Below are 19,534 nucleotides of genomic sequence, written 5' to 3' on the forward strand. Positions count from 1 at the left end.
CTTCTTTAAGCTTCTCTATTTCCTCATCACGTGATTGAACTTCTGCTTTTAGTTCATCTATAATTTCGTTCTTCCGTTTGAACGCTTCATCATACGCATCTATCTTTTGATGCAGTTCTTTAAGATCTGCATCACATTCATCAATGGTCTGCTTGGTTTTCTTTAAAAACTTGATATCTTTTTCTGCAATTTCTCTCTCAAGCTCTGCAATTTGCACTTGAAACTTTTCAATCTGCCCTGCAAGTTGTTTAAACTTATCCCGATAATGCAATGCAAAACGAAACATCACCCCGCTAAAAAGCAAAGCTCCAAACACCACAAACACCACTATCGCTATCATTTCATGTGAACTCATCTTGATCTCCATTAATTTTTATAAGGACGGTCATCACAACCAATCTGTTTTGCTTCGCATTCCATTAAGAAAAGCAGGCAACACGCCGCATGTGCCAAGTGCGATAAATCACTCTCAGCATCCTTACTCTCTCCACCAAACCATGCTAATAAATGACGCAAAGCTGCTCCGTGAAACCGGCTCCAATGCATGCCATTACGCCAGTTGTTGGCTCCGTATTTCTTTGCTCCAAACTCTAAAACACGACCGATTTCCATCAGTGCTAAAGGCGGTATAAGCTCTACACGAGGCTTCCCATCATCATTCTTATACGCTTCTCTTGCATTCTCCAAAACGCGTCTACGCATGCAAACTTCATCGTTATGAAATCTTTCATTGTCATATAAAAGGGTAGTAACAAAGTCATCACCGCAAATACGGGCATTACCATAAATCCATCCCATACCGTAAACACGTGCTTGATCACAAACTAAAGCATTGTCAAAAATACTGGCATCAACAATAATGGCATCATCATAAACCTGCGCATTCCCATAAACCTTAGCCCCTTCATAAATCCAGCAATTACCATAATGCGATAAATTGCCTTCATGTTCTACCCAGCCGCCAAGATTACCTTTTTTTACGCTTCCAAAATCTCTTAAGGCACGAATCTTACGCAAAATGTGTCCATTCTCTTCACTTCCATACTCTTTCAGGATTTCATATTTCTTTTCTACAGACATCATCATCTCCTAAGGCTGCAAACCGTCGCACGCGCTATCAACACAGCTGCTCTTGCAAATTTTCGACAATGGGGCGCTTGCTTGCTCTTGCATTAATCTCTGCAAACGCTCTGGATAAAAAAAATCTTCTGGACGCAAATCTATCCCATGATCACGTGCATAATTCAGAAGCATAATTTGATACTTAGCTGGTATAATTCCGCCTTTACCCTCTAGTTTTTTTAAAGGATAAGTCCATTTATAAACAGCAGACACATGGCATTGAGAAATCAATGACACACGTTTCGCACCGCCTAAATATTTTATAATCGTACCTGCTGAATTTTTGATATTCATTTTAATTTCTCTATTTATCAAACGGGCATTTATTCGATTATAGAAAAAATATCAACATTTTTTCTAAAATAGAAATGTTGATATTTTTAAAACAATAGGAATATTGATAAGTATGGATATTCAAAAAGAAATAAAAATTTGGGCAAATGAAAAACTTAAAACAATGGGTCATGGGTCCCGAACTGAATTAGCTAAACATATGGGACTTCATACATCTGTTGTATCTAAAATGCTTTCTGTCGATGATGATAAAGAAAGTAGAAGCATATCTGCTGATGAACTCGTTAGATTAACTTCATTTTTTAAAGCTCTCCCCCCTCATTTTATACCCGATAATTGTGATGATTATTTTTTAAAATTATATTCCTCGGCAAAGCCAGAGCATAGAAAAGCCGTCATTTCTTTTCTGCGATCTTTGCAAGAAGAAGATGGAAAATAACCACCCGTTTTTGCTCATTTGTTAATGACGAAAATATTTTTAGAGCTTTTTTAGACTGCTTCATACAGAATTTTCTCCACATTGAAATGAAAATTAAATTACTTTTTTGTGTAGACTATTTGTCTATTACTAAAAAAATTTTTTCTGTTTTAGAAAAATTATATTGACTTATTCTAAAATCGAAAATATGTTCACTCCATATCTTAGAAAATAACTTTTGCCAATAGGCAGTATGGAGGCATTTGTGGACAAACCAGTTTTCATAAATTCTGATGAAATTCTTTTAGTCATTTGCGAAGATGAAACAGAAAACCTAGCTAAATATGGACCTTTCTTCGAAGAAAAAGACATTATCGACTTTATTAATGAAGCCGATAATGCCGTCCAAATCTTCCGCGTTGAACCCGCAACTAACCGGTGTGAAGATATCTCTGAAGAGATCGCTCAATTCTATGTAAACGAGAACAGAGAGCGCCTTAATGAGCACTCTAAAGTTCACAGCTTTATTCGTGAAAGTGAGGCTTTCAATCAACTTTTAGATGATTTAGCTCAAGAAGAATACATTGATAAAGTCTACGGCACTTATGAAGAGCAAAACCGTTTACGACCTTCTGATGTCCTTCCTGACTATCCAAATTACTCAATATACTCAAAGCGTTTCTAACAGCGCACCCTCCTTCCCCTTCATTATTGATAATTACAAGGAGATCAGAAAAATGGATAATCCTATCGCTATCGCAAAGAACACCATTAACGAAGAAATCGTTCAAACCGTCAATGCTCGTGACTTGCATGCTTTTTTAGAAAGCAAACAAGATTTCTCTACTTGGATAAAAAAGCGTATCATGACATATGCTTTTCTTCAGGGCAAAGACTTTATTCGCTTCCACAAAAAAATGGAGGCGAACAATGCCATAGCAGTAGACTATTATCTCACTTTAGACATGGCAAAAGAACTCGCCATGGTAGAGCGTAATAAAAAAGGTAAGCAAGCAAGAGAATATTTTATCGAATGCGAACGGCGTGCAAAGCAAGTTCTTACACCACAAATCGATTACTCAAGTCCACAAGTAATGTTAGGTGTATTAACTCATCTAAAAAATGAAAATGAGCGTAAAGACATCATCATTGAAGATTTAAAACCAAAAGCAATGGCTCTTGAAAGCTTACAACGCTCTGATGGGCTCTTCGGTCTTACTGAAGCCGCTAAAGTTCTTGAGATACAACCAAAACAATTCATTCAACTTTTGCAGCAAAAAGGTTGGGTTTATAGACGCACTTTCGGGGCTCCTTTGTTACCTTACCAAGATAAAATCCAAAAAGGATTGATGGATTGCCCAACCCAAACCATTCAAACTTCAGAGGGCATAGAAAAAGTCGTACCTGCTGCTAAAATCACTACTAAAGGCATGGGGGTGCTGTCTGAAGAGCTGAAAAGACAAAACATGCATTAAAAGGAAAACGATAATGACAAATTCACCCCTAGCCACTATGGCAAATAAATATGGGTTTTCTCATGAACAATTTCGAAAAACTATTATAAAAACATGCATCAGTCATAACTTTACTGATGAAGAATTCGCTGCTTTTATCTCTGTTGCTAATACTTATGGACTGAATCCTCTCACTAAAGAGATCTATGCTCTCCCTAAACGAGGCGGCGGCATTATTCCGGTTGTCTCTATCGACGGGTGGATTAAGATCATTAAGTCTAATCCTCAATTTGATGGCATGACATTTCAAGACCAACTCGATAAAGAGGGTAATCTCATTGCTATCAAATGTGCTATTCGTCTCAAAGGCATTAAAGATCCTATCGAAGTCACCGAATATTTAGCAGAATGCAAACAAAAAAGTGACACTTGGCAAAAATACCCTGCTCGTATGTTACGTCATAAAGCCACTATACAATGTGCTCGCTATGCTTTCGGATTTTCCGGTATTTATGAAGAAGATGAAGCTAAACGTATTAATGACACCACACCTGTACAACTTGTTTCTTATGAGATGCTTGAACAAATCAAACAGTTAATTAAAGAAACTGAAACAAATGAAGATAATCTTCTCTTTTACGCAAAGGTAGAAAACCTAACAGATCTATCTTATGAAAAAGCACAAGAGGTTTTAGAGCTGTTGGAAAAAAAGCAAAATATTCAAAAAGAAAGAGCTCTACAATATCTCCCACAACAAGAGCAAACAGATACACCTACACAAGATGCCGAATATATTCATATCCAAGATCTTGAATATGCACCAACTCAACAAGAACAACAGGCGGCGGTGTGAAATGCAACAAAGAACAGCAGAATGGTTTCAAGCACGGTTAGGGAAAGTCACCGCTTCAAATATTTACAACGTTATTAGTAAAACAGCAAAGGGAACCCCTACAAGCAAATATGAAGACTACAAAATCAAACTCATTACAGAACGTCTAACGGGTCAAACAAGCCCCTATTATGAAACAGAAGATATGAGATGGGGCATTGAAAATGAAGAAGACGCCTTGAGAGAATATGCATTCATTTATGATACACAAGTCACTCAATGCGGCTTTATCCAACACCCTACAATTCAAATGGCGGGGGCTAGCCCTGATGGTCTGATTGATGAAGATGGGTTAATCGAAATCAAATGCCCTAGATCTACTAATCATATGCGTTTCATTATCGATAATGAGATCAAACCGGAATATCTTGCACAAATGCAATTCCAAATGGCTTGTACGAGGCGCAAATGGTGTGATTTTATCAGTTATGACCCACGTTTTACGGGCAATTCATCTCTCTTTCGTATGAAAATCAAACGCATCCACCGTGATGACAAACAAATTGAACAAATCAATCAAGCGGTTGAAAGCTTTTTAACTGAAATAGAACAAGAGATACAAAGAATCTCAACAAAAGCCGCCTGATTGCTTATGGGGGTGCTTTGTTCCTTGTATGCCTCCTAGCACCCCCGCCCCTTTCATAACAAATTTCAATCAATGCGTGATTCACGACACGGGTAAATTGCATCTTAAATGTAAGGAGAAATATATGGCGCCTCGTCCAGCTACCATAACACAACCAGCCATTGCACGTGCTTTAAGAGAAGCTAAAAAGCAAGGGTGCGAACTCATAGAAATCAAACCTACTGGGGAATTACTTATCTATCTTAAATCCGATATCCCATTGCCAAATGCAACTAATCATTCTGACAAATCATGGAATTTGTCACCTGATGATTATGATATCGTCTTATAGGCTGTCACCATGCCAAAACCACGCCCTCCTTATCTTCTCAAAGAAATCACACGCCATGGCAAAATCATATGGTATGTACGCATTGGTCATGGGAAACGTATTAGAATCCGTGGAACCTATGGAACACAAGAATTTGTTGACAACTACAAAATGGCAATTGCCGAATTACAAGGACTTATACTCCCAAAATCTAAAACCGGTAAACTCACTGAAGGTTCATTTGCATGGCTGCTGAAACAGTATTTTAACAGCTCTGATTGGCATAGCTACGCTAAAGCTACGAAAAGACAAAAAGAAACTATACTTATGAAGGTATGTGATAGCATAGGAAACATTCCATACAAAGCAATTGAAAAAAAACATATCATAGCGGGTGTTGAACGGCGTAAAGAAACACCAGCAATGGCTAGAAACTTTCTGAAAGCCCTTAATGGACTTTTTAATTGGGCAATTGAACAAGGTCTTTTGGAAACTAATCCAACTGTAGGCGTCAAAAGACCTGCTCTTAACAATAAAGATGGATTTGCTGTTTGGACAGAAGAAGATGTTGAAAAATATTACCAACGCTGGTCACATGGTACCCATGAACGTGTTTGGATTGATGTTCTTCTTTACACGGGTTTGCGTCGTGGTGATGTCGTTCGTATTGGTTGGAAAGACGTGAAAGATGATATTATTCATCTCAGAACAGAAAAAAGTAAATTCCAAACAGATGTTTTTCTTCCCATTTTACCAGAATTAGCAGAGACACTTAAAACTGGTCCTGTTGGAGAAGAAACATTTATTTGTGGTAAAGAAGGTAAAAAACTAACTAAAGAAAGCTTCGGAGTTTTATTTTATAATGCATGTATCCAAGCAGGTATCAAAAAATCAGCACATGGATTGCGAAAATTAGCAGCAACACGCGCCGCTAATTCCGGTGCAACAGTATCACAAATGAAAGCACTTTTTGGATGGGAAAACGATACTATGCCATCTTATTATACAAAGAGCGCAGATCGTAAAAAACTTGCCCTTGACGCAATAAAAAAGCTCCAAAAAAGTTAGGGTTAGAGGAAAAAAAACGTAATAGAATCAATAGCAATAAAATCCCTTAATTATAATATAACTTACTGATTTTATTATTATCTACGTGTACTTCGCAGGTATCATAATTTGGCTTTCAGAAAAGTTTTCTCTATCAAGTCTTATAAATCCAATTCCATGTAAACACGCAAGCATCCGAAGTTCTTTTAACGTATCAACGCCTGCTATCTCACTAGCGACTAGATAACTAAAATTAGCCCATGAAGAATTGCTAACCGTTTGAAAAAATACTTGTCGTACATTTGAGCGATTGATGAGAATTTTTACTTCAAAAGACCAAAGTTTTGTTTTTTTATCAAAATATTGTAGAACACAATCTTTAATTTCACGATGCCATTCTTTACTTAAATCTTGTATTCCTACAAGATCTGGATAAAGCCATTTATTCCCACCAGTGCCGTGTTTATTACGAGAATGTTTTTCGTTAATTCGTTTGCTATAAACTTCAAGCTCTGACCATAAAAATTTAGATAATAATGGATAAAGATGATGTTCTTTAATGCTATCATCTGTCTTAGACGTTGTAATGCTCTCTATTTCATCAATTTCAGCACTATCTGTTGATTGGGTGAAATAATACTGCCGCGGACGTCCTTCAGTGGTTTTAATTTCGGGATGACGCTTTTGTAAGTGCGGACGCTTAGACCCTATTTCAGCAACAATTTGCTGAATAAGAGCCGTGTCACTATTAAGAGGCATAACTGTTGCAGTTGAACGCTTTTGTTTTTTACGACAAGCATCTCGGTAATTTTCGAATATCCATTGAGCGATTTCGCGAGCGGTAAACTTTTTTGTTGGGTTTTGTTTTAAAAAATTAAAAGTAATGTTTGTTAAGTCTAAAGCCATACATCAAATCATCCATTTTATCTGCTGTTATATTTTATTTCATTGCGCTTCAATTTTACAAGAGAAAGAGTAATAAATAGTTCAGTTTTTTAAAATATTTTATTTGTATCTATTAAGTTATCAAATGAAGTTCAGAAAGAATGAATAATTTTTTGATTTAAGAATTTTATAGTGTTTAAAAAGCAATAGCATAAGAAGTAAAAATAGGATTCAGATACTTAATTCAGCTTATCATTCATAAATAAAAAAACTTATGAGATAGTGAACTCTGCACACAAACCTTCAAAACTGCTGTTTGCCTTAATAGAGTCATGCGGAATAAGAACATAATACCATGGTTTTCCGTCATGCGTGACAGAATAATGCGTTGCATGACGACACCATTGAACTGCTGCTTTTCTTTTTTTCAAAACAATAGAATTTTGCATTTCAGATGCTCTTTTAGGCTCACAAAGATATTTTGCATCTTGAATAATACGCTCTATGAGCTTTTCAGGTTTTGGAGTAGCAAAAACATTATCAGAATTAAAGACTTTAACTTCTCTCTTTGCATCTTGATTATGCCCTACTTCTGCATAAGGCCAAATAGTCATGCTTGTTATTCCTTGTTTGACTTCAGAAACAAAACGTTTAATGCGTGGTACTCCACCCTTATCTGACCCAAACCATATACGATTATCTTTTAGTAACTCAAAATTTTTTTTTCGTTAATAGCCCAACTTCTACCGTTGGGAGGCATTACTCTACGACCAGAAGGGGTGATAATTGCATAAATATCCTTAGCTGTTATCCTTTTTACGGATAAATCTCCAGATTGCCATAATCCACGCGGATCATTATCAGGATTTTTATAGCGCGCATCCATATCGGTTGAACGAGGAAGCAAATTAGGTCGCCAAATAGTTTTGTCTTTAGCATAAACCATTACAAAATCATGGTTATCTGAAAGCCACTTTGCGTCATTTTGTGGAGCATATTTCTTTTGCCAAATAACATTGTTTACAAAATTTTTTCGACCAAAAATTTCATCCATCATTACTTTCAGATAAGCTTGTTCATCGTCATCAATAGATATCCAGATACTTCCATCATTTGCGAGTAAATGATACAGGAGCTCTAACCTATCTCTCATAAGGCTTAGCCATATAGAATGCTCTAAACCATCTTCATAATGTTCGAATGCATTGCCTGTATTATAAGGTGGATCGATATAGATACATTTCACCTTCCCTGTATATTCTTGTTCAAGGGCTTTGAGGGCGAGTAAATTATCACCAAAAATGAGTTTATTATCAAAAATATCTCTCACAGAAATTTGATGCGAAGCATGATAAGATTTTTTAAGATCTTCCAATAAAATACGGGGTTCTAGTTTGGGGCGTTTTTCTTTTCCTATCCAAGTGAGTTCTAATTTTTGTTTATTATAACCCATTTGATGTCCTTAAGTTTAAATGCTACAAAAAATTAATAAATACACTCATAAATACGCTGACTCAAATTCTCCTAACAGGATTTAGTACCATCCGACAGCAATTTGTGCTTCTTCTGACATACAATCAGGTGTCCATGGCGGATCAAATGTCATGGTGACTTCAACATGTGAAACACCTTCAACTGCACTTACCGCATTTTCTACCCAACCTGGCATTTCACCAGCAACGGGACACCCTGGTGCTGTAAGTGTCATTTCAATCTTTACTGAACGATCATCTTCAATATCAATACGATAAATTAATCCTAGCTCATAAATATCAGCAGGGATTTCTGGATCATAAACCGTTTTCAGAGCAGAAATAATATCATCCGTCATACGATCAATTTCATCTGCTGGAATTGCTGATATGTAAGACTTGTCATTTTTGCTTACATTTTCAACAGATTTTATAGAATGATGCTCTTCAATTGTTTTAGCCATTAAAAAATATCCTTGCTTTTTCTAATGCTTCCACTAATTGGTCAATGTCTTCATGATTACTATACATAGCCAATGATGCACGGCAAACAGATGTTAAACCAAAATGTTGTAATAAAGGTTGTGCACAATGCGTTCCTGCACGGATAGCAACACCTTGCCGGTCAACAAACATAGCGATATCATGCGCATGGATTCCTTCAATTTTAAAAGATATAATAGCTCCTTTATGAGGAGAATGCCCATAAATACGTAACGATTTAATCGCTTTAAGTCTTTCATGTGCATAGGATAAAAGTTCTGCTTCATGGGCGTGAATAGCATTTCTGTCTTTTTGCTTTATATAATCAATAGCAGCAGCTAATCCAACAGCTTCAGCTATAGGAGGAGTCCCCGCTTCAAAGCGATGAGGGGGAGCATTATAAAGGACCTTATCAATGGTTACCTCCTCAATCATTTCCCCACCCCCTTGAAAAGGATGCATTTCCTCTAGCCTCAATTCCTTGCCATAAAGCACACCTATGCCTGTAGGACCATAAAGTTTATGACCCGTAAAGACATACCAATCACAATCAAGATTTTGCACATCAACGGTTAAATGCACTGCCCCTTGAGAACCATCAACAAGAACAGGAATGGCATTTTGATGTGATAGCTTAATAATTTCTTGAACAGAAGGTACGGTTCCCAATACATTAGACATATGGGTAATAGCAACAAGTTTTGTTCTATTATTGAAAGCTTTTTGAAAATCTTCAATATGGAGGACACCATTCTCATCAACAGGCACGAAGACGAGCTTAATACCTCTCTGTTCACGAATAAAATGCCACGGAATAATATTGGAATGATGCTCCATAATGGTGAGAATAATTTCATCACCTTCCTTTAATTGAGACATCCCCCAACCATAAGCAACAGTATTAATAGCTTCCGTTGCACTTTTCGTAAAAATAATTTCCTTTGCTGTTTTAGCGTTTAAAAACGCACGAACTGTTTCACGAGCATCTTCATAACATTGTGTCGCTGCATTCGATAAAAAATGCATTCCTCGATGCACATTTGCATAACGACATCGATAGAAATTATCCATCGCATCGAGCACAAATTGCGGTTTTTGAGCAGATGCCCCACTGTCAAGATAAGCTAACCTTTTACCATAAACATTACATTGCAAAATAGGAAAATCACGGCGAATTTCTTCTACGTTATAACTCAATATTGGTATATCACTTTCCATTATTTTGCCTTAAACATTTTTTTCTAACCATTCGCCAATAATATTCTTCAAAACAGTTTGGATATTTTCTTGTTTGATCTCATCAATGAGCTCGGAGATAAAACCTTTAATCAGAAGTGCACGAGCCATTTTAAAAGGAATACCGCGCGCCATAAGATAAAAAAGATAATCATGATTAATGTTGGCAACTGTCGCACCGTGACCACATGCAACATCATCAGCAAAAATTTCTAGTTCAGGCTTTGCATTAAATTCTGCATCATCTGAAAGAATGAGGCTATTACAGGCCATGCGTGCATCTGTTTTTTGAGCTTTTTGAGCAACACGTATTATGCCTTGAAAAACGCCAACTGCTTTATCTGTTACCACATTGCGTACAATTTCTGTTGAGGTTGATTTTTCTTCAACGTGGCGAACATTCATCGTAAGATCACTATGCGTCTCTCCTGATAATAAATTGATGACGCGTAATTGAAAGTCGGAATCTTCTCCTTGTAACTCAACATCAATTTCCTGACGATTAAGTTGACTGCCTATATTAATCACATAAAGGGATAATTTTGCTCCTTGATCAAGAACAGCACGAAACCGGCCAAACTGTATAGAATTAAAACCACGATTGCGAATAAGGATCCATGTTACATCACTATAAGCAGCAACATGTAACGAAAAGATTGAACTGACAAAACTCTCTTTATCATCGCCAATCTGACGTTCAACGAACACAGCTTGACTGTTTTTATCCATTTTTATTTCCGAAAAAATATGAGATTGTCCACCCATTTGAATATTTTGCAATTCAATAGGAACAGTTAATTTTGTATTTTCAGGAATGTGGAAAAGCCAACCATCCGTAACAAAAGCGGTATTTAATTGTCCGATAAAGTCTTCATTAGAAGTGATTTGATCTATCTGTACTTCATTTTCCTTTAAGGCATCAGCAAGCCGCTTTATGGTCATATTTGCTACATTTGACTGTGTCGATGTTGTTCCATTTTTAATAGAAAAAACAGTACTTTCTTGAAGTAATGCAGTAATGTATTGCCCATCAGCACTTGTTTGCGAAAAGTCACTCACAGATTTCAATAGTGTACGCAGATTAGTATAATGCCAATTTTCGATTTTCCGTGAAGGAAGACATGTGGTTTGAAACAGTTCAATCGCTTTTTTGCGAACTGCCCGCACAGTCTTATCGCCAGGTAAATTGTTTATAGATTGATTGAAATGATTGAGTATTTCCTTTTCAACCGCTAACAATTCTTGTTGTGCGCTCATATTACAATAACCTCAAGCTGCTTCATTAATAAGATCAGCATATCCATTTTGTTCCAAATAAAGCGCTAGTGATTTATCTCCGCTTTTAATAATACGTCCTTTATAGAGAACATGTACCGTATCAGGAATAATATAGTTCAGTAGACGTTGGTAATGGGTAATGACCAGAAATGAACGTTTTGAATCTCTGAGTTTATTAACACCATCTGCAACAATTTTTAGTGCATCAATATCTAAACCAGAATCTGTTTCATCTAAAATGCAGAGTTTAGGCTCAAGAAGTGCCATTTGTAAAATTTCAGCACGCTTTTTTTCTCCCCCTGAAAAACCCACATTTAATGGACGTTTTAGCATGTCCATATCTATATCAAGTTTTGAAGAAGCTTCTTTAACACATTTTATAAATTCAGGAATTTTAAGTTCTTCATCACCACGTGCTTTACGTTGAGAATTCATTGCAACTTTTAAAAATTCCATCGTTGCCACTCCAGGTATTTCCATTGGATATTGAAAGGCAAGAAAAACACCATAGGTTGCACGTTCTGCTGGATCCATTTCTAAAAGTGATTGTTCATTATAAAGGATATCTCCTTCTATGACTTCGTAATCATCACGACCTGCAAGTAAATAAGACAAAGTCGATTTTCCAGCTCCGTTTTGTCCCATGATAGCAGCAACTTCACCATCTTGAACGGTCAAGTTTAACCCTCGAATAACTTCTGTATCGGTTCCAACAATACGGGCACGCAAATTTTTTATTTCTAACATAATGAAATCCTGTTCTGACTCTTTTAAGCCAAAGAGATGCTCTTTATCTTACCGATTATCCTACACTACCTTCAAGGCTGATACCAATGAGCTTTTGTGCTTCAACGGCAAATTCCATTGGAAGTTTTTGAATAACTTCTTTTACAAAACCATTCACAATTAGTGCGATAGCTTCCTCTTCAGGAATGCCACGCTGCATAACATAGAAAAGTTGATCATCAGAAATTTTTGATGTTGTCGCTTCATGTTCAAATTGTGCTGTCGCATTTTTTGCTTCAATATAAGGTACTGTATGAGCACCACAATCATTGCCAATTAACAAACTATCGCATTGCGTAAAATTACGTGCATTTTGTGCTTTTCGATGTGCTGTAACTTGTCCCCGATAAGTGTTATTTGAAAAACCAGCAGAAATGCCTTTAGAAACAATACGACTGGAAGTATTTTTACCTAAGTGGATCATTTTTGTACCGGAATCGATTTGTTGATAACCGTTTGCAACAGCAATAGAATAAAATTCCCCACGCGAGTTATTCCCACGTAGCAAACAAGACGGATATTTCCAAGTAATTGCAGAACCAGTCTCGACTTGTGTCCATGAAATTTTAGAATTATCGCCCCGACAATCCCCACGCTTTGTGACAAAATTATAAATACCACCCTTACCTTCTTTATCGCCGGGATACCAATTTTGTACTGTAGAATATTTAATTTCTGCATTTTCCAGTGCAATAAGCTCAACAACAGCGGCATGCAGTTGATTTTCATCACGTTGGGGGGCTGTACACCCCTCAAGATAAGAAACATAGGAATTTTCATCGGCAATAATTAATGTTCGCTCAAATTGACCTGTATTGCGTTCATTAATCCTAAAATAGGTTGAAAGCTCCATAGGACAACGGACGCCTTTGGGAATATAAACAAATGAACCATCTGTAAAAACTGCTGCATTCAAGGCAGCATAATAATTATCACCCACAGGCACAACGCTTCCTAAATATTTTTTAATAAGAGCGGAATGTTCGATAATTGCTTCTGAAATAGAGCAAAAAATAACGCCAGAACGTGCAAGCTCTTTTTTAAATGTTGTCACAACAGAAACAGAATCGAAAACCGCATCGACAGCAACCTGCCCTGATGCATAGATACTTTCATCAAAAGTAGAAGGATCAGACTGTTTTCTTACTCCTGCTAAAATCTCTTGTTCTTTGAGGGGAATACCAAGCTTTTCATAGGTTGCCAACAATTCAGGATCGACTTCATCCAAAGATTTTGGTCCTGTATGATTTTTAGGAGCAGCATAATAATAAAGCTCTTGAAAATCAATTGGAGGATATTTAATGCGCGCCCAACTCGGTTCTTGCATTGTTGACCAACGGTGGAAAGCTTGCAAACGCCATGTGAGCATCCATTCAGGTTCATGCTTTTTAGCAGAAATAAATTTGATAATATCTTCGTTTAAACCTTTTGGAGCTTTGTCCATTTCAATATTGGTTTCAAAGCCATATTTATATTGATCAACATCTATTTCACGTACTTGACGTATTGTTTCTTGTACTGCCGGCATAAACTTTCTCCATTTTTGGCATCAAGAACCGGTGACTAAAAGTCTCGTGTTTTACAGGATTAAAATGAATAATTCATTTTTTAGGCTATACGCACTTTAGGCTATATGCAAAGTGGAAAAATTTTAATCAAGCTTTTTATTTAAAATAATTCTAATTTTCAAGTTCAATGATAAATCCTATCCTCTTTTATTACTGATAATTTGAGAAAAAGACAATAGAAAATCATCAATGTCTTGAGAAGTTGTACACCGCCCTATTGAAATACGAATTGCTCCATTGGGAATATGATACCCCATTGCCTCCAAGACCCTGCTTTGTTTTACTTTCCCTGAAGAACAGGCAGAACCTGCTGATACAGAGAACCCAGCCAAATCAAAAGCAATTTGCATTGTTTCAGCTTTTATACCACGCACCGTGAAATAAGTTGTATTTGGCAAACGCTGAACTCTTTTGCCAAAAATTTCAACATCATGACATATTTTCTGTATTCCATTTTCTAATTTATCACGTAAATATAGTAACTGCTTTATCTGTTCTTTTGTATAACAATCAGCAATTGCTGCCCCGAAAGCAGCAATCAATGGCAATGCTTCTGTTCCTCCACGTAACCCTTTTTCTTGTCCTCCTCCTACAATAAGAGGAGTTGGCATCAAAAGGTTTCCAGATGAAACAAAAGCACCAATCCCTTTAGGACCACCAATTTTATGCGCCGACAGTATAAAAAAATCTCCTTCCATCTGATCAATATCAACAAAATTTTTGTCTACATATTGTGTTAAATCAGCAATCAGAATCCCTCCAAAATCACGAACAATCGCAGCTATCTCTTTTATTGGCTGAAGAACACCCGTTTCACTATTTGCAGCTTGAATAGCAACAAGAGGAAGCCCCATTGTTTTATCGTGCATTTTTAAGAGAGAGACTAATTTATCTTGTTGAATAAGCCCATCTTGATCAACAGCAACTGTACTGATACATTCTTGAGAAAAACGTCCTCCTTCTGCAACAGATGGATGTTCTGTTGCCCCAATATAAAGATGAGAAAATCGAATTTTAGATCTTCCCATATTATAAAAGGGTGTTAATAAAGTCATCGCCGCTTCACTTGCACCAGATGTAAAGACAACGTGATCTGGATTGGTATTGAGACTTTCAGCAACTTGTCGACGTGCTTTTTGTAATAACGCTTTCGCAGCACGCCCTTCCGTATGAACGGATGAGGGATTACCAAATATCTCTAAAGATTCCAGTAATGCCACCCGTGCTGCTTTCTTGAGTGGTGTTGTTGCGTTATGATCAAAATATCGGCGTTTCATAACCATTTTATATCGCAATCATTCATCTGATGAATTGATTAAAAAAAATAGTGCAATTTTCTTGAAAAATGCACTTAAAAAAGAATATCTAGTAATTACTTAAGAGATTCTATGGTAAAAGTCGATCAAGGTCAATGAGAGCTTATCGTATGTTAAGGAGCATTTAATGCCAGAAGTTATTTTTAATGGTCCCGCAGGTCGGCTTGAAGGGCGTTATCAGCCTTCTCAGCAAAGAAATGCACCAATTGCGATTATTTTGCATCCTCATCCCCAATTTGGTGGCACAATGAACAATAAAATTGTTTATGATCTCTTCTATATGTTTCAACAACGTGGCTTTACAACATTACGTTTTAATTTTCGTGGTATTGGTCGCAGTCAAGGTGAGTTTGATTATGGGATAGGAGAGCTTTCAGATGCTGCCGCTGCTCTCGATTGGGTACAAGCACAGCATCCTGATTCTAAAAATTGCTGGGTGGCGGGCTATTCATTTGGTGCTTGGATTGGTATGCAGCTTTTAATGCGCCGACCGGAAATTGAGGGCTTTATATCCGTTGCTCCTCAACCAAATGTTTATGACTTTTCATTTCTTGCCCCTTGTCCCTCCTCTGGGCTTATTATTCACGGTGCTGTTGATAAAGTGGCTCCTCCAAAAGATGTTCAAACGCTTGTAGATAAACTCAAAACACAAAAAGGTATTACTATTACACAAGAAATATTGGAGGGCGCTAATCACTTTTTTAGCGGATATCATCAAGAGCTTATTGAACGATGTGCACAATATTTAGACAATCATATTACTGGCGAATTCCTCGCTCCTCCGCCCGAAATACTTTCACTTACCTAAGCGTTATAATTTATAAAAAGTGTACAAGAACTCCTGTAGCTCAGGACACCTTTTTGCATTGATTCTGCCTTTCTGTCATTTATCTACACTCAAAGATTTAAAAGGGATAATTTTCTTTGAGAAAAAAGTATTTTCTGCTGAAATAGACAAGTAAAATGACACCTGTGTTTTTACTTCCGATATTTTTCGTTCCCTTGTGAGATAGCTATTAATTATGGTAGAGAGAGCGTATTAACAAACCATCCGATCAATAAATGCAATTTTAATGAGGGACAAATCTGTGACTGTCTTTAAATCTGATTTTTTACACATTATGCACGAGCGTGGTTTTATCCACCAAATTTCGGATGAAAGAGGCTTAGATGATCTTTTTTCAAAAGAAATTGTAAGTGCCTATATTGGATTTGATCCTACAGCGTCGAGCCTACATGCCGGAAGTCTTCTGCAAATTATGATGCTTTATTGGTTACAAAAAACGGGTCATCGTCCCATTGCCTTAATGGGTGGAGGAACAGGACTGATTGGCGATCCTTCTTTTAAAGATGAAGCACGGCGCCTTCTAACACAAGATGATATTACTACAAATATTGCTAGTATTAAAAAGGTCTTCGCTCATTACTTAACATTTGGTGATAAAGAAACTGATGCATGTATTGTTAATAATGCTGAATGGTTATGCAATTTAAACTACTTAGAATTTTTGCGTGATGTAGGAAGACATTTTTCTGTTAACCGTATGTTGTCATTTGATTCCGTCAGACTAAGACTTGAGCGTGAACATTCTTTGTCATTCTTAGAGTTTAATTATATGATCCTGCAAGCCTATGATTTTGTTGAACTTTATAAGCGTTATGGACTGCGTATGCAAATGGGCGGTTCTGATCAATGGGGTAATATTGTTAATGGAATTGAGTTAGGACATCGCTTAGGAACAGCACAGTTATATGCATTAACTTCACCATTGCTCACCACGTCTTCTGGAGCAAAAATGGGCAAGTCCCTGAATGGTGCTATATGGCTTAACACAGATATGCTTTCACCTTATCAATTTTGGCAATACTGGCGTAACACAGAAGATGCTGATGTTATTCGGTTTTTAAAGCTTTATACCACATTGCCAATGGGTGAGATCGTCAAACTTTCTGCATTACAAGGGAGTGAAATTAACGAAGCAAAGAAAATCCTTGCAACAGAAATTACCGCAATGTTGCATGGGCGCAGTCTTGCAAATGCAGCTGCTGAAACTGCTCGAAAAACTTTTGAAGAAAAAACACTTGGAGAAAATCTTCCAACTATTGAAATTCACGCTACAGAATTAAAAATGGGAATAGGATTACTTAATCTTTTAGTACGAACAAAACTTGCCAAATCTAACAGTGAGGCTCGCCGGCATGTTCAAGGCGGAGGTGTACGTATTAATGATCAAATCATTGAAGATGAGACGCGTCTTATTCTTGAAGAGGATGTCAATGCCGATGGAATTCTTAAACTTTCCTTCGGTAAGAAAAAACATGTTTTGATAAAACTAATATAATTGCTTTATAATTTTTATACTCCTTTTTTCATGCTGTTTATATTGATTTCTTTTCCTCGCTTCAATCCTTGTGATACAATGGCTTTTTTAGGCAATAATAAAAAATCTTTCGAAACAATAAATTTTAAAAAGTTGCATCATTCCTTCTTGTATGTATTCTTCATAGCTTGTAGTTGTTAGACAAAAAAGAAAGTCAAAAAAAAATGACAAAATCAATGAAAGGCACCCTTGCACCTGATTTTCACTTGCCCCGTGATGGGGGAGATAAAATATGTCTTTCTGACCTACAAGGGAAATGCGTTGTTTTATATTTTTATCCAAAAGATGATACGAGTGGCTGCACGTGTGAAGCACTTGATTTTACGCAATTAAAAGCAAAATTTGATGAAATAGGAGTGGTTGTTATTGGAATCTCTCCAGATAATGTTAAAAAACACGATAAATTTAAAACAAAACATGCACTTGATATCATCCTTGTTTCCGATGAAGAAAAAAACACACTTGAAGCTTACGGTGTCTGGGTTGAAAAAAGCATGTATGGACGCAAATATATGGGCGTTGAACGAAGCACTTTTCTCATTGATAAAACCGGAAAAATAGCAGAAGAATGGCGTAAAGTGAGCGTGTCTGGACATGCTGAGAAGGTGTTAGCTGCTGCCACATTTTTACATGATCAAGATTTATAAATGTTGTTATTCAAGTAGTTTTAAATATAAAAACCACTCCATTACTGGATTTCATAAATCTAGCAATGGGGATAGAATTAACAGATCAAGCAATCATCTTTAAAATATTGTCTTCGGTTAATCAATGTCTTCAATTTCCTGGGCTTTTCCGTAAATGCGCCGTGCAAGTGCTGCTTCTATGAATGCATCTAAATTGCCATTGAGTACGGATTGTGGATCAGTGTTTTCAACACCTGTGCGTAAATCTTTGACAAGCTGGTAGGGTTGCAGAACATAAGACCTAATTTGATGTCCCCATCCGATTTCTGTTTTAGAAGCTTCCACAGCATTTGTTTCTTCTTCTCTCTTTTTGAGTTCTTCTTCATAGAGTCTTGCGCGTAACATAGACCACGCAGTTGCTCTATTTTTATGCTGAGAACGCTCCGTTTGACATTGAACAACAATACCCGTTTTTATATGTGTGATACGAACTGCAGAATCTGTCGTATTGACATGTTGTCCTCCTGCCCCTGATGCACGATAAGTATCGATACGAACATCCGCCTCTGAAACATCAACTTCAATATTATCATCAATAACAGGATAAACCCAAATGCTTGCGAAAGAAGTATGGCGTTTTGCATTGGAATCAAACGGTGAAATGCGGACCAAACGGTGAACCCCTGATTCTGTTTTCAACAGACCATATGCGTTATGTCCTTTTACGAGAAGAGTTGCTGATTTTATGCCGGCTTCTTCTCCATCGTGAATCTCTAATATTTCAACCTTCATGTGATGCTGTTCAGCCCAACGTGTATACATACGCAACAACATAGAAGCCCAATCTTGGCTTTCCGTGCCTCCTGCACCGGCATGAACTTCTAGATAAGTATCATTCTGGTCTGCTTCTCCTGAAAGAAGCACATCAATTTGCTTTTTTTCTATCTCATTCTTAAGATTGCGTATGGTGTTTTCTGCATCAGTGATAATTTCGATATCACTTTCTTCTTCACCCATCGCGATTAACTCAATGCACTCTTCAAGCGTTTTTGTAAATGATCGAATGCCATGAATTGAATCATCCAGACGCTGACGCTCACGCATCATATCCTGTGCTTGTTGCGCATCATCCCAAAGTGTTGGATCCTCTGCTTTTTGATTGAGATATTCGAGACGTTTGAGTGATTGATCCCAGTCAAAGATGCCCCCTTAGCAACTTAATTGCTTGTTGGATTTCATCAACTAATGTTTCTATTTCTGCTCGCATAACTTCACACCGTCGTTTTTATTCTTTCTCTTTATATTTTTTAGCATTTTATACAAATCAGCTCTTGTAATAAGAGGATCATATAATCTCATCAATCTCTTTACTGTAGCTAC

Annotated in this window: 21 protein-coding genes and 1 pseudogene; 10 read left to right on the top strand and 12 right to left on the bottom strand. The window is 36.9% G+C overall.

The window, feature by feature from the left end; genetic code table 11:
- From PVV68_RS06485 to PVV68_RS06495, 3 genes are all read right to left on the bottom strand, one after another.
- Nucleotides 1-355 (bottom strand): hypothetical protein (locus tag PVV68_RS06485; protein WP_273782783.1); only part of this gene is annotated, 355 nt, incomplete at its 3' end.
- An 11-nt stretch (nt 356-366) separates the two neighbouring features.
- Nucleotides 367-702, bottom strand: a complete 336-nt coding sequence (locus PVV68_RS06490; protein ID WP_273782785.1) for a dATP/dGTP diphosphohydrolase domain-containing protein — start codon at nt 700-702, stop codon at nt 367-369.
- Between the two features lie 387 nt (nt 703-1,089).
- Nucleotides 1,090-1,416, bottom strand: a complete 327-nt coding sequence (locus PVV68_RS06495) for a hypothetical protein (RefSeq protein WP_273721232.1) — start codon at nt 1,414-1,416, stop codon at nt 1,090-1,092.
- 112 nt (nt 1,417-1,528) lie between these two features.
- Here PVV68_RS06495 and PVV68_RS06500 point away from each other — a divergent pair, with 112 nt between their 5' ends.
- The 7 genes from PVV68_RS06500 (at nt 1,529) to PVV68_RS06530 (ending at nt 6,144) form a co-directional block, all read left to right on the top strand.
- Nucleotides 1,529-1,855: a hypothetical protein gene (locus PVV68_RS06500; RefSeq protein WP_273721234.1), complete on the top strand. Its 327-nt coding sequence runs from the start codon at nt 1,529-1,531 to the stop codon at nt 1,853-1,855.
- Nucleotides 1,856-2,099: 244 nt separating this feature from the next.
- Nucleotides 2,100-2,519, top strand: coding sequence for a hypothetical protein (locus tag PVV68_RS06505; RefSeq protein WP_273721236.1), 420 nt, complete (start codon nt 2,100-2,102; stop codon nt 2,517-2,519).
- A 52-nt stretch (nt 2,520-2,571) separates the two neighbouring features.
- The gene (locus PVV68_RS06510; protein WP_273721273.1) at nt 2,572-3,309 is read left to right on the top strand and encodes an antA/AntB antirepressor family protein; all 738 of its coding nucleotides are present in this window, start codon (nt 2,572-2,574) and stop codon (nt 3,307-3,309) included.
- A 13-nt stretch (nt 3,310-3,322) separates the two neighbouring features.
- Nucleotides 3,323-4,141: a phage recombination protein Bet gene (bet, locus tag PVV68_RS06515; RefSeq protein ID WP_273721238.1), complete on the top strand. Its 819-nt coding sequence runs from the start codon at nt 3,323-3,325 to the stop codon at nt 4,139-4,141.
- Nucleotide 4,142: 1 nt separating this feature from the next.
- Nucleotides 4,143-4,766: a lambda exonuclease family protein gene (locus PVV68_RS06520; RefSeq protein ID WP_273721239.1), complete on the top strand. Its 624-nt coding sequence runs from the start codon at nt 4,143-4,145 to the stop codon at nt 4,764-4,766.
- A gap of 124 nt (nt 4,767-4,890) precedes the next feature.
- Entirely contained in the window at nt 4,891-5,097 is a 207-nt protein-coding gene (locus PVV68_RS06525) for a hypothetical protein (RefSeq protein WP_273754803.1), read from the top strand.
- Between the two features lie 9 nt (nt 5,098-5,106).
- A complete protein-coding gene (locus PVV68_RS06530) occupies nt 5,107-6,144 on the top strand; it encodes a tyrosine-type recombinase/integrase (RefSeq protein WP_273721241.1) in 1,038 nt (345 codons plus the stop codon).
- An 81-nt stretch (nt 6,145-6,225) separates the two neighbouring features.
- On the opposite strand, the gene PVV68_RS06535 is transcribed toward PVV68_RS06530, so the two are convergent.
- The 8 genes and pseudogenes from PVV68_RS06535 to PVV68_RS06570 all read right to left on the bottom strand — a co-directional run bounded on the left by PVV68_RS06535 (nt 6,226) and on the right by PVV68_RS06570 (nt 15,114).
- Nucleotides 6,226-7,029: an HrgA protein gene (locus PVV68_RS06535; protein ID WP_273721243.1), complete on the bottom strand. Its 804-nt coding sequence runs from the start codon at nt 7,027-7,029 to the stop codon at nt 6,226-6,228.
- A 251-nt stretch (nt 7,030-7,280) separates the two neighbouring features.
- A pseudogene (locus PVV68_RS06540) lies at nt 7,281-8,461 on the bottom strand (site-specific DNA-methyltransferase).
- An 81-nt stretch (nt 8,462-8,542) separates the two neighbouring features.
- Nucleotides 8,543-8,944, bottom strand: coding sequence for an SUF system Fe-S cluster assembly protein (locus PVV68_RS06545; RefSeq protein WP_273721245.1), 402 nt, complete (start codon nt 8,942-8,944; stop codon nt 8,543-8,545).
- The gene (locus tag PVV68_RS06550) at nt 8,937-10,181 is read right to left on the bottom strand and encodes a cysteine desulfurase (RefSeq protein WP_273721247.1); all 1,245 of its coding nucleotides are present in this window, start codon (nt 10,179-10,181) and stop codon (nt 8,937-8,939) included. Before PVV68_RS06550 ends, PVV68_RS06545 begins: the two co-directional genes overlap by 8 nt.
- A gap of 9 nt (nt 10,182-10,190) precedes the next feature.
- Complete coding sequence (gene sufD, locus PVV68_RS06555; RefSeq protein ID WP_273721249.1) at nt 10,191-11,456, bottom strand: Fe-S cluster assembly protein SufD; 1,266 nt, start codon at nt 11,454-11,456, stop codon at nt 10,191-10,193.
- Between the two features lie 12 nt (nt 11,457-11,468).
- Nucleotides 11,469-12,224, bottom strand: coding sequence for a Fe-S cluster assembly ATPase SufC (gene sufC / locus PVV68_RS06560; protein WP_273721250.1), 756 nt, complete (start codon nt 12,222-12,224; stop codon nt 11,469-11,471).
- A gap of 55 nt (nt 12,225-12,279) precedes the next feature.
- The gene (gene sufB, locus PVV68_RS06565) at nt 12,280-13,791 is read right to left on the bottom strand and encodes a Fe-S cluster assembly protein SufB (RefSeq protein WP_273721251.1); all 1,512 of its coding nucleotides are present in this window, start codon (nt 13,789-13,791) and stop codon (nt 12,280-12,282) included.
- A gap of 177 nt (nt 13,792-13,968) precedes the next feature.
- Nucleotides 13,969-15,114 carry a cysteine desulfurase family protein gene (locus PVV68_RS06570; protein ID WP_273721253.1) on the bottom strand — a complete coding sequence of 382 codons (1,146 nt, stop codon included), beginning with the start codon at nt 15,112-15,114 and terminating at the stop codon, nt 13,969-13,971.
- 160 nt (nt 15,115-15,274) lie between these two features.
- Here PVV68_RS06570 and PVV68_RS06575 point away from each other — a divergent pair, with 160 nt between their 5' ends.
- The 3 genes from PVV68_RS06575 to PVV68_RS06585 all read left to right on the top strand — a co-directional run bounded on the left by PVV68_RS06575 (nt 15,275) and on the right by PVV68_RS06585 (nt 18,175).
- Entirely contained in the window at nt 15,275-15,955 is a 681-nt protein-coding gene (locus tag PVV68_RS06575) for an alpha/beta hydrolase (RefSeq protein ID WP_273721255.1), read from the top strand.
- A gap of 280 nt (nt 15,956-16,235) precedes the next feature.
- Nucleotides 16,236-17,489, top strand: coding sequence for a tyrosine--tRNA ligase (tyrS, locus tag PVV68_RS06580; RefSeq protein WP_273721257.1), 1,254 nt, complete (start codon nt 16,236-16,238; stop codon nt 17,487-17,489).
- A 203-nt stretch (nt 17,490-17,692) separates the two neighbouring features.
- Nucleotides 17,693-18,175: a peroxiredoxin gene (locus tag PVV68_RS06585; protein ID WP_273721259.1), complete on the top strand. Its 483-nt coding sequence runs from the start codon at nt 17,693-17,695 to the stop codon at nt 18,173-18,175.
- 117 nt (nt 18,176-18,292) lie between these two features.
- Here PVV68_RS06585 and prfB read toward each other — a convergent pair.
- Nucleotides 18,293-19,421 (bottom strand): peptide chain release factor 2 gene (gene prfB, locus PVV68_RS06590; RefSeq protein WP_273721261.1). Its coding sequence is split into 2 segments (ribosomal slippage): nt 18,293-19,351 and nt 19,353-19,421, totalling 1,128 coding nucleotides; the frame shifts between segments, so codons are not numbered across the junction.
- Nucleotides 19,422-19,534 lie beyond the last annotated feature (113 nt).

The organism is Bartonella sp. ML69XJBT (assembly GCF_028618515.1).
In the GTDB taxonomy this organism is placed as follows: domain Bacteria; phylum Pseudomonadota; class Alphaproteobacteria; order Rhizobiales; family Rhizobiaceae; genus Bartonella.

Coding starts and splice junctions, on each gene's coding strand:
- PVV68_RS06520 (WP_273721239.1), top strand. CDS start 4,143: ATGCAACAAAGAACAGCAGAATGGTTTCAAGCACGGTTAGGGAAAGTC.
- PVV68_RS06510 (WP_273721273.1), top strand. CDS start 2,572: ATGGATAATCCTATCGCTATCGCAAAGAACACCATTAACGAAGAAATC.
- PVV68_RS06545 (WP_273721245.1), bottom strand. CDS start 8,944: ATGGCTAAAACAATTGAAGAGCATCATTCTATAAAATCTGTTGAAAAT.
- PVV68_RS06575 (WP_273721255.1), top strand. CDS start 15,275: ATGCCAGAAGTTATTTTTAATGGTCCCGCAGGTCGGCTTGAAGGGCGT.
- PVV68_RS06495 (WP_273721232.1), bottom strand. CDS start 1,416: ATGAATATCAAAAATTCAGCAGGTACGATTATAAAATATTTAGGCGGT.
- bet (WP_273721238.1), top strand. CDS start 3,323: ATGACAAATTCACCCCTAGCCACTATGGCAAATAAATATGGGTTTTCT.
- sufC (WP_273721250.1), bottom strand. CDS start 12,224: ATGTTAGAAATAAAAAATTTGCGTGCCCGTATTGTTGGAACCGATACA.
- sufB (WP_273721251.1), bottom strand. CDS start 13,791: ATGCCGGCAGTACAAGAAACAATACGTCAAGTACGTGAAATAGATGTT.
- PVV68_RS06585 (WP_273721259.1), top strand. CDS start 17,693: ATGACAAAATCAATGAAAGGCACCCTTGCACCTGATTTTCACTTGCCC.
- PVV68_RS06570 (WP_273721253.1), bottom strand. CDS start 15,114: ATGGTTATGAAACGCCGATATTTTGATCATAACGCAACAACACCACTC.
- sufD (WP_273721249.1), bottom strand. CDS start 11,456: ATGAGCGCACAACAAGAATTGTTAGCGGTTGAAAAGGAAATACTCAAT.
- PVV68_RS06525 (WP_273754803.1), top strand. CDS start 4,891: ATGGCGCCTCGTCCAGCTACCATAACACAACCAGCCATTGCACGTGCT.
- PVV68_RS06490 (WP_273782785.1), bottom strand. CDS start 702: ATGCGTAGACGCGTTTTGGAGAATGCAAGAGAAGCGTATAAGAATGAT.
- PVV68_RS06535 (WP_273721243.1), bottom strand. CDS start 7,029: ATGGCTTTAGACTTAACAAACATTACTTTTAATTTTTTAAAACAAAAC.
- PVV68_RS06550 (WP_273721247.1), bottom strand. CDS start 10,181: ATGGAAAGTGATATACCAATATTGAGTTATAACGTAGAAGAAATTCGC.
- PVV68_RS06500 (WP_273721234.1), top strand. CDS start 1,529: ATGGATATTCAAAAAGAAATAAAAATTTGGGCAAATGAAAAACTTAAA.
- PVV68_RS06530 (WP_273721241.1), top strand. CDS start 5,107: ATGCCAAAACCACGCCCTCCTTATCTTCTCAAAGAAATCACACGCCAT.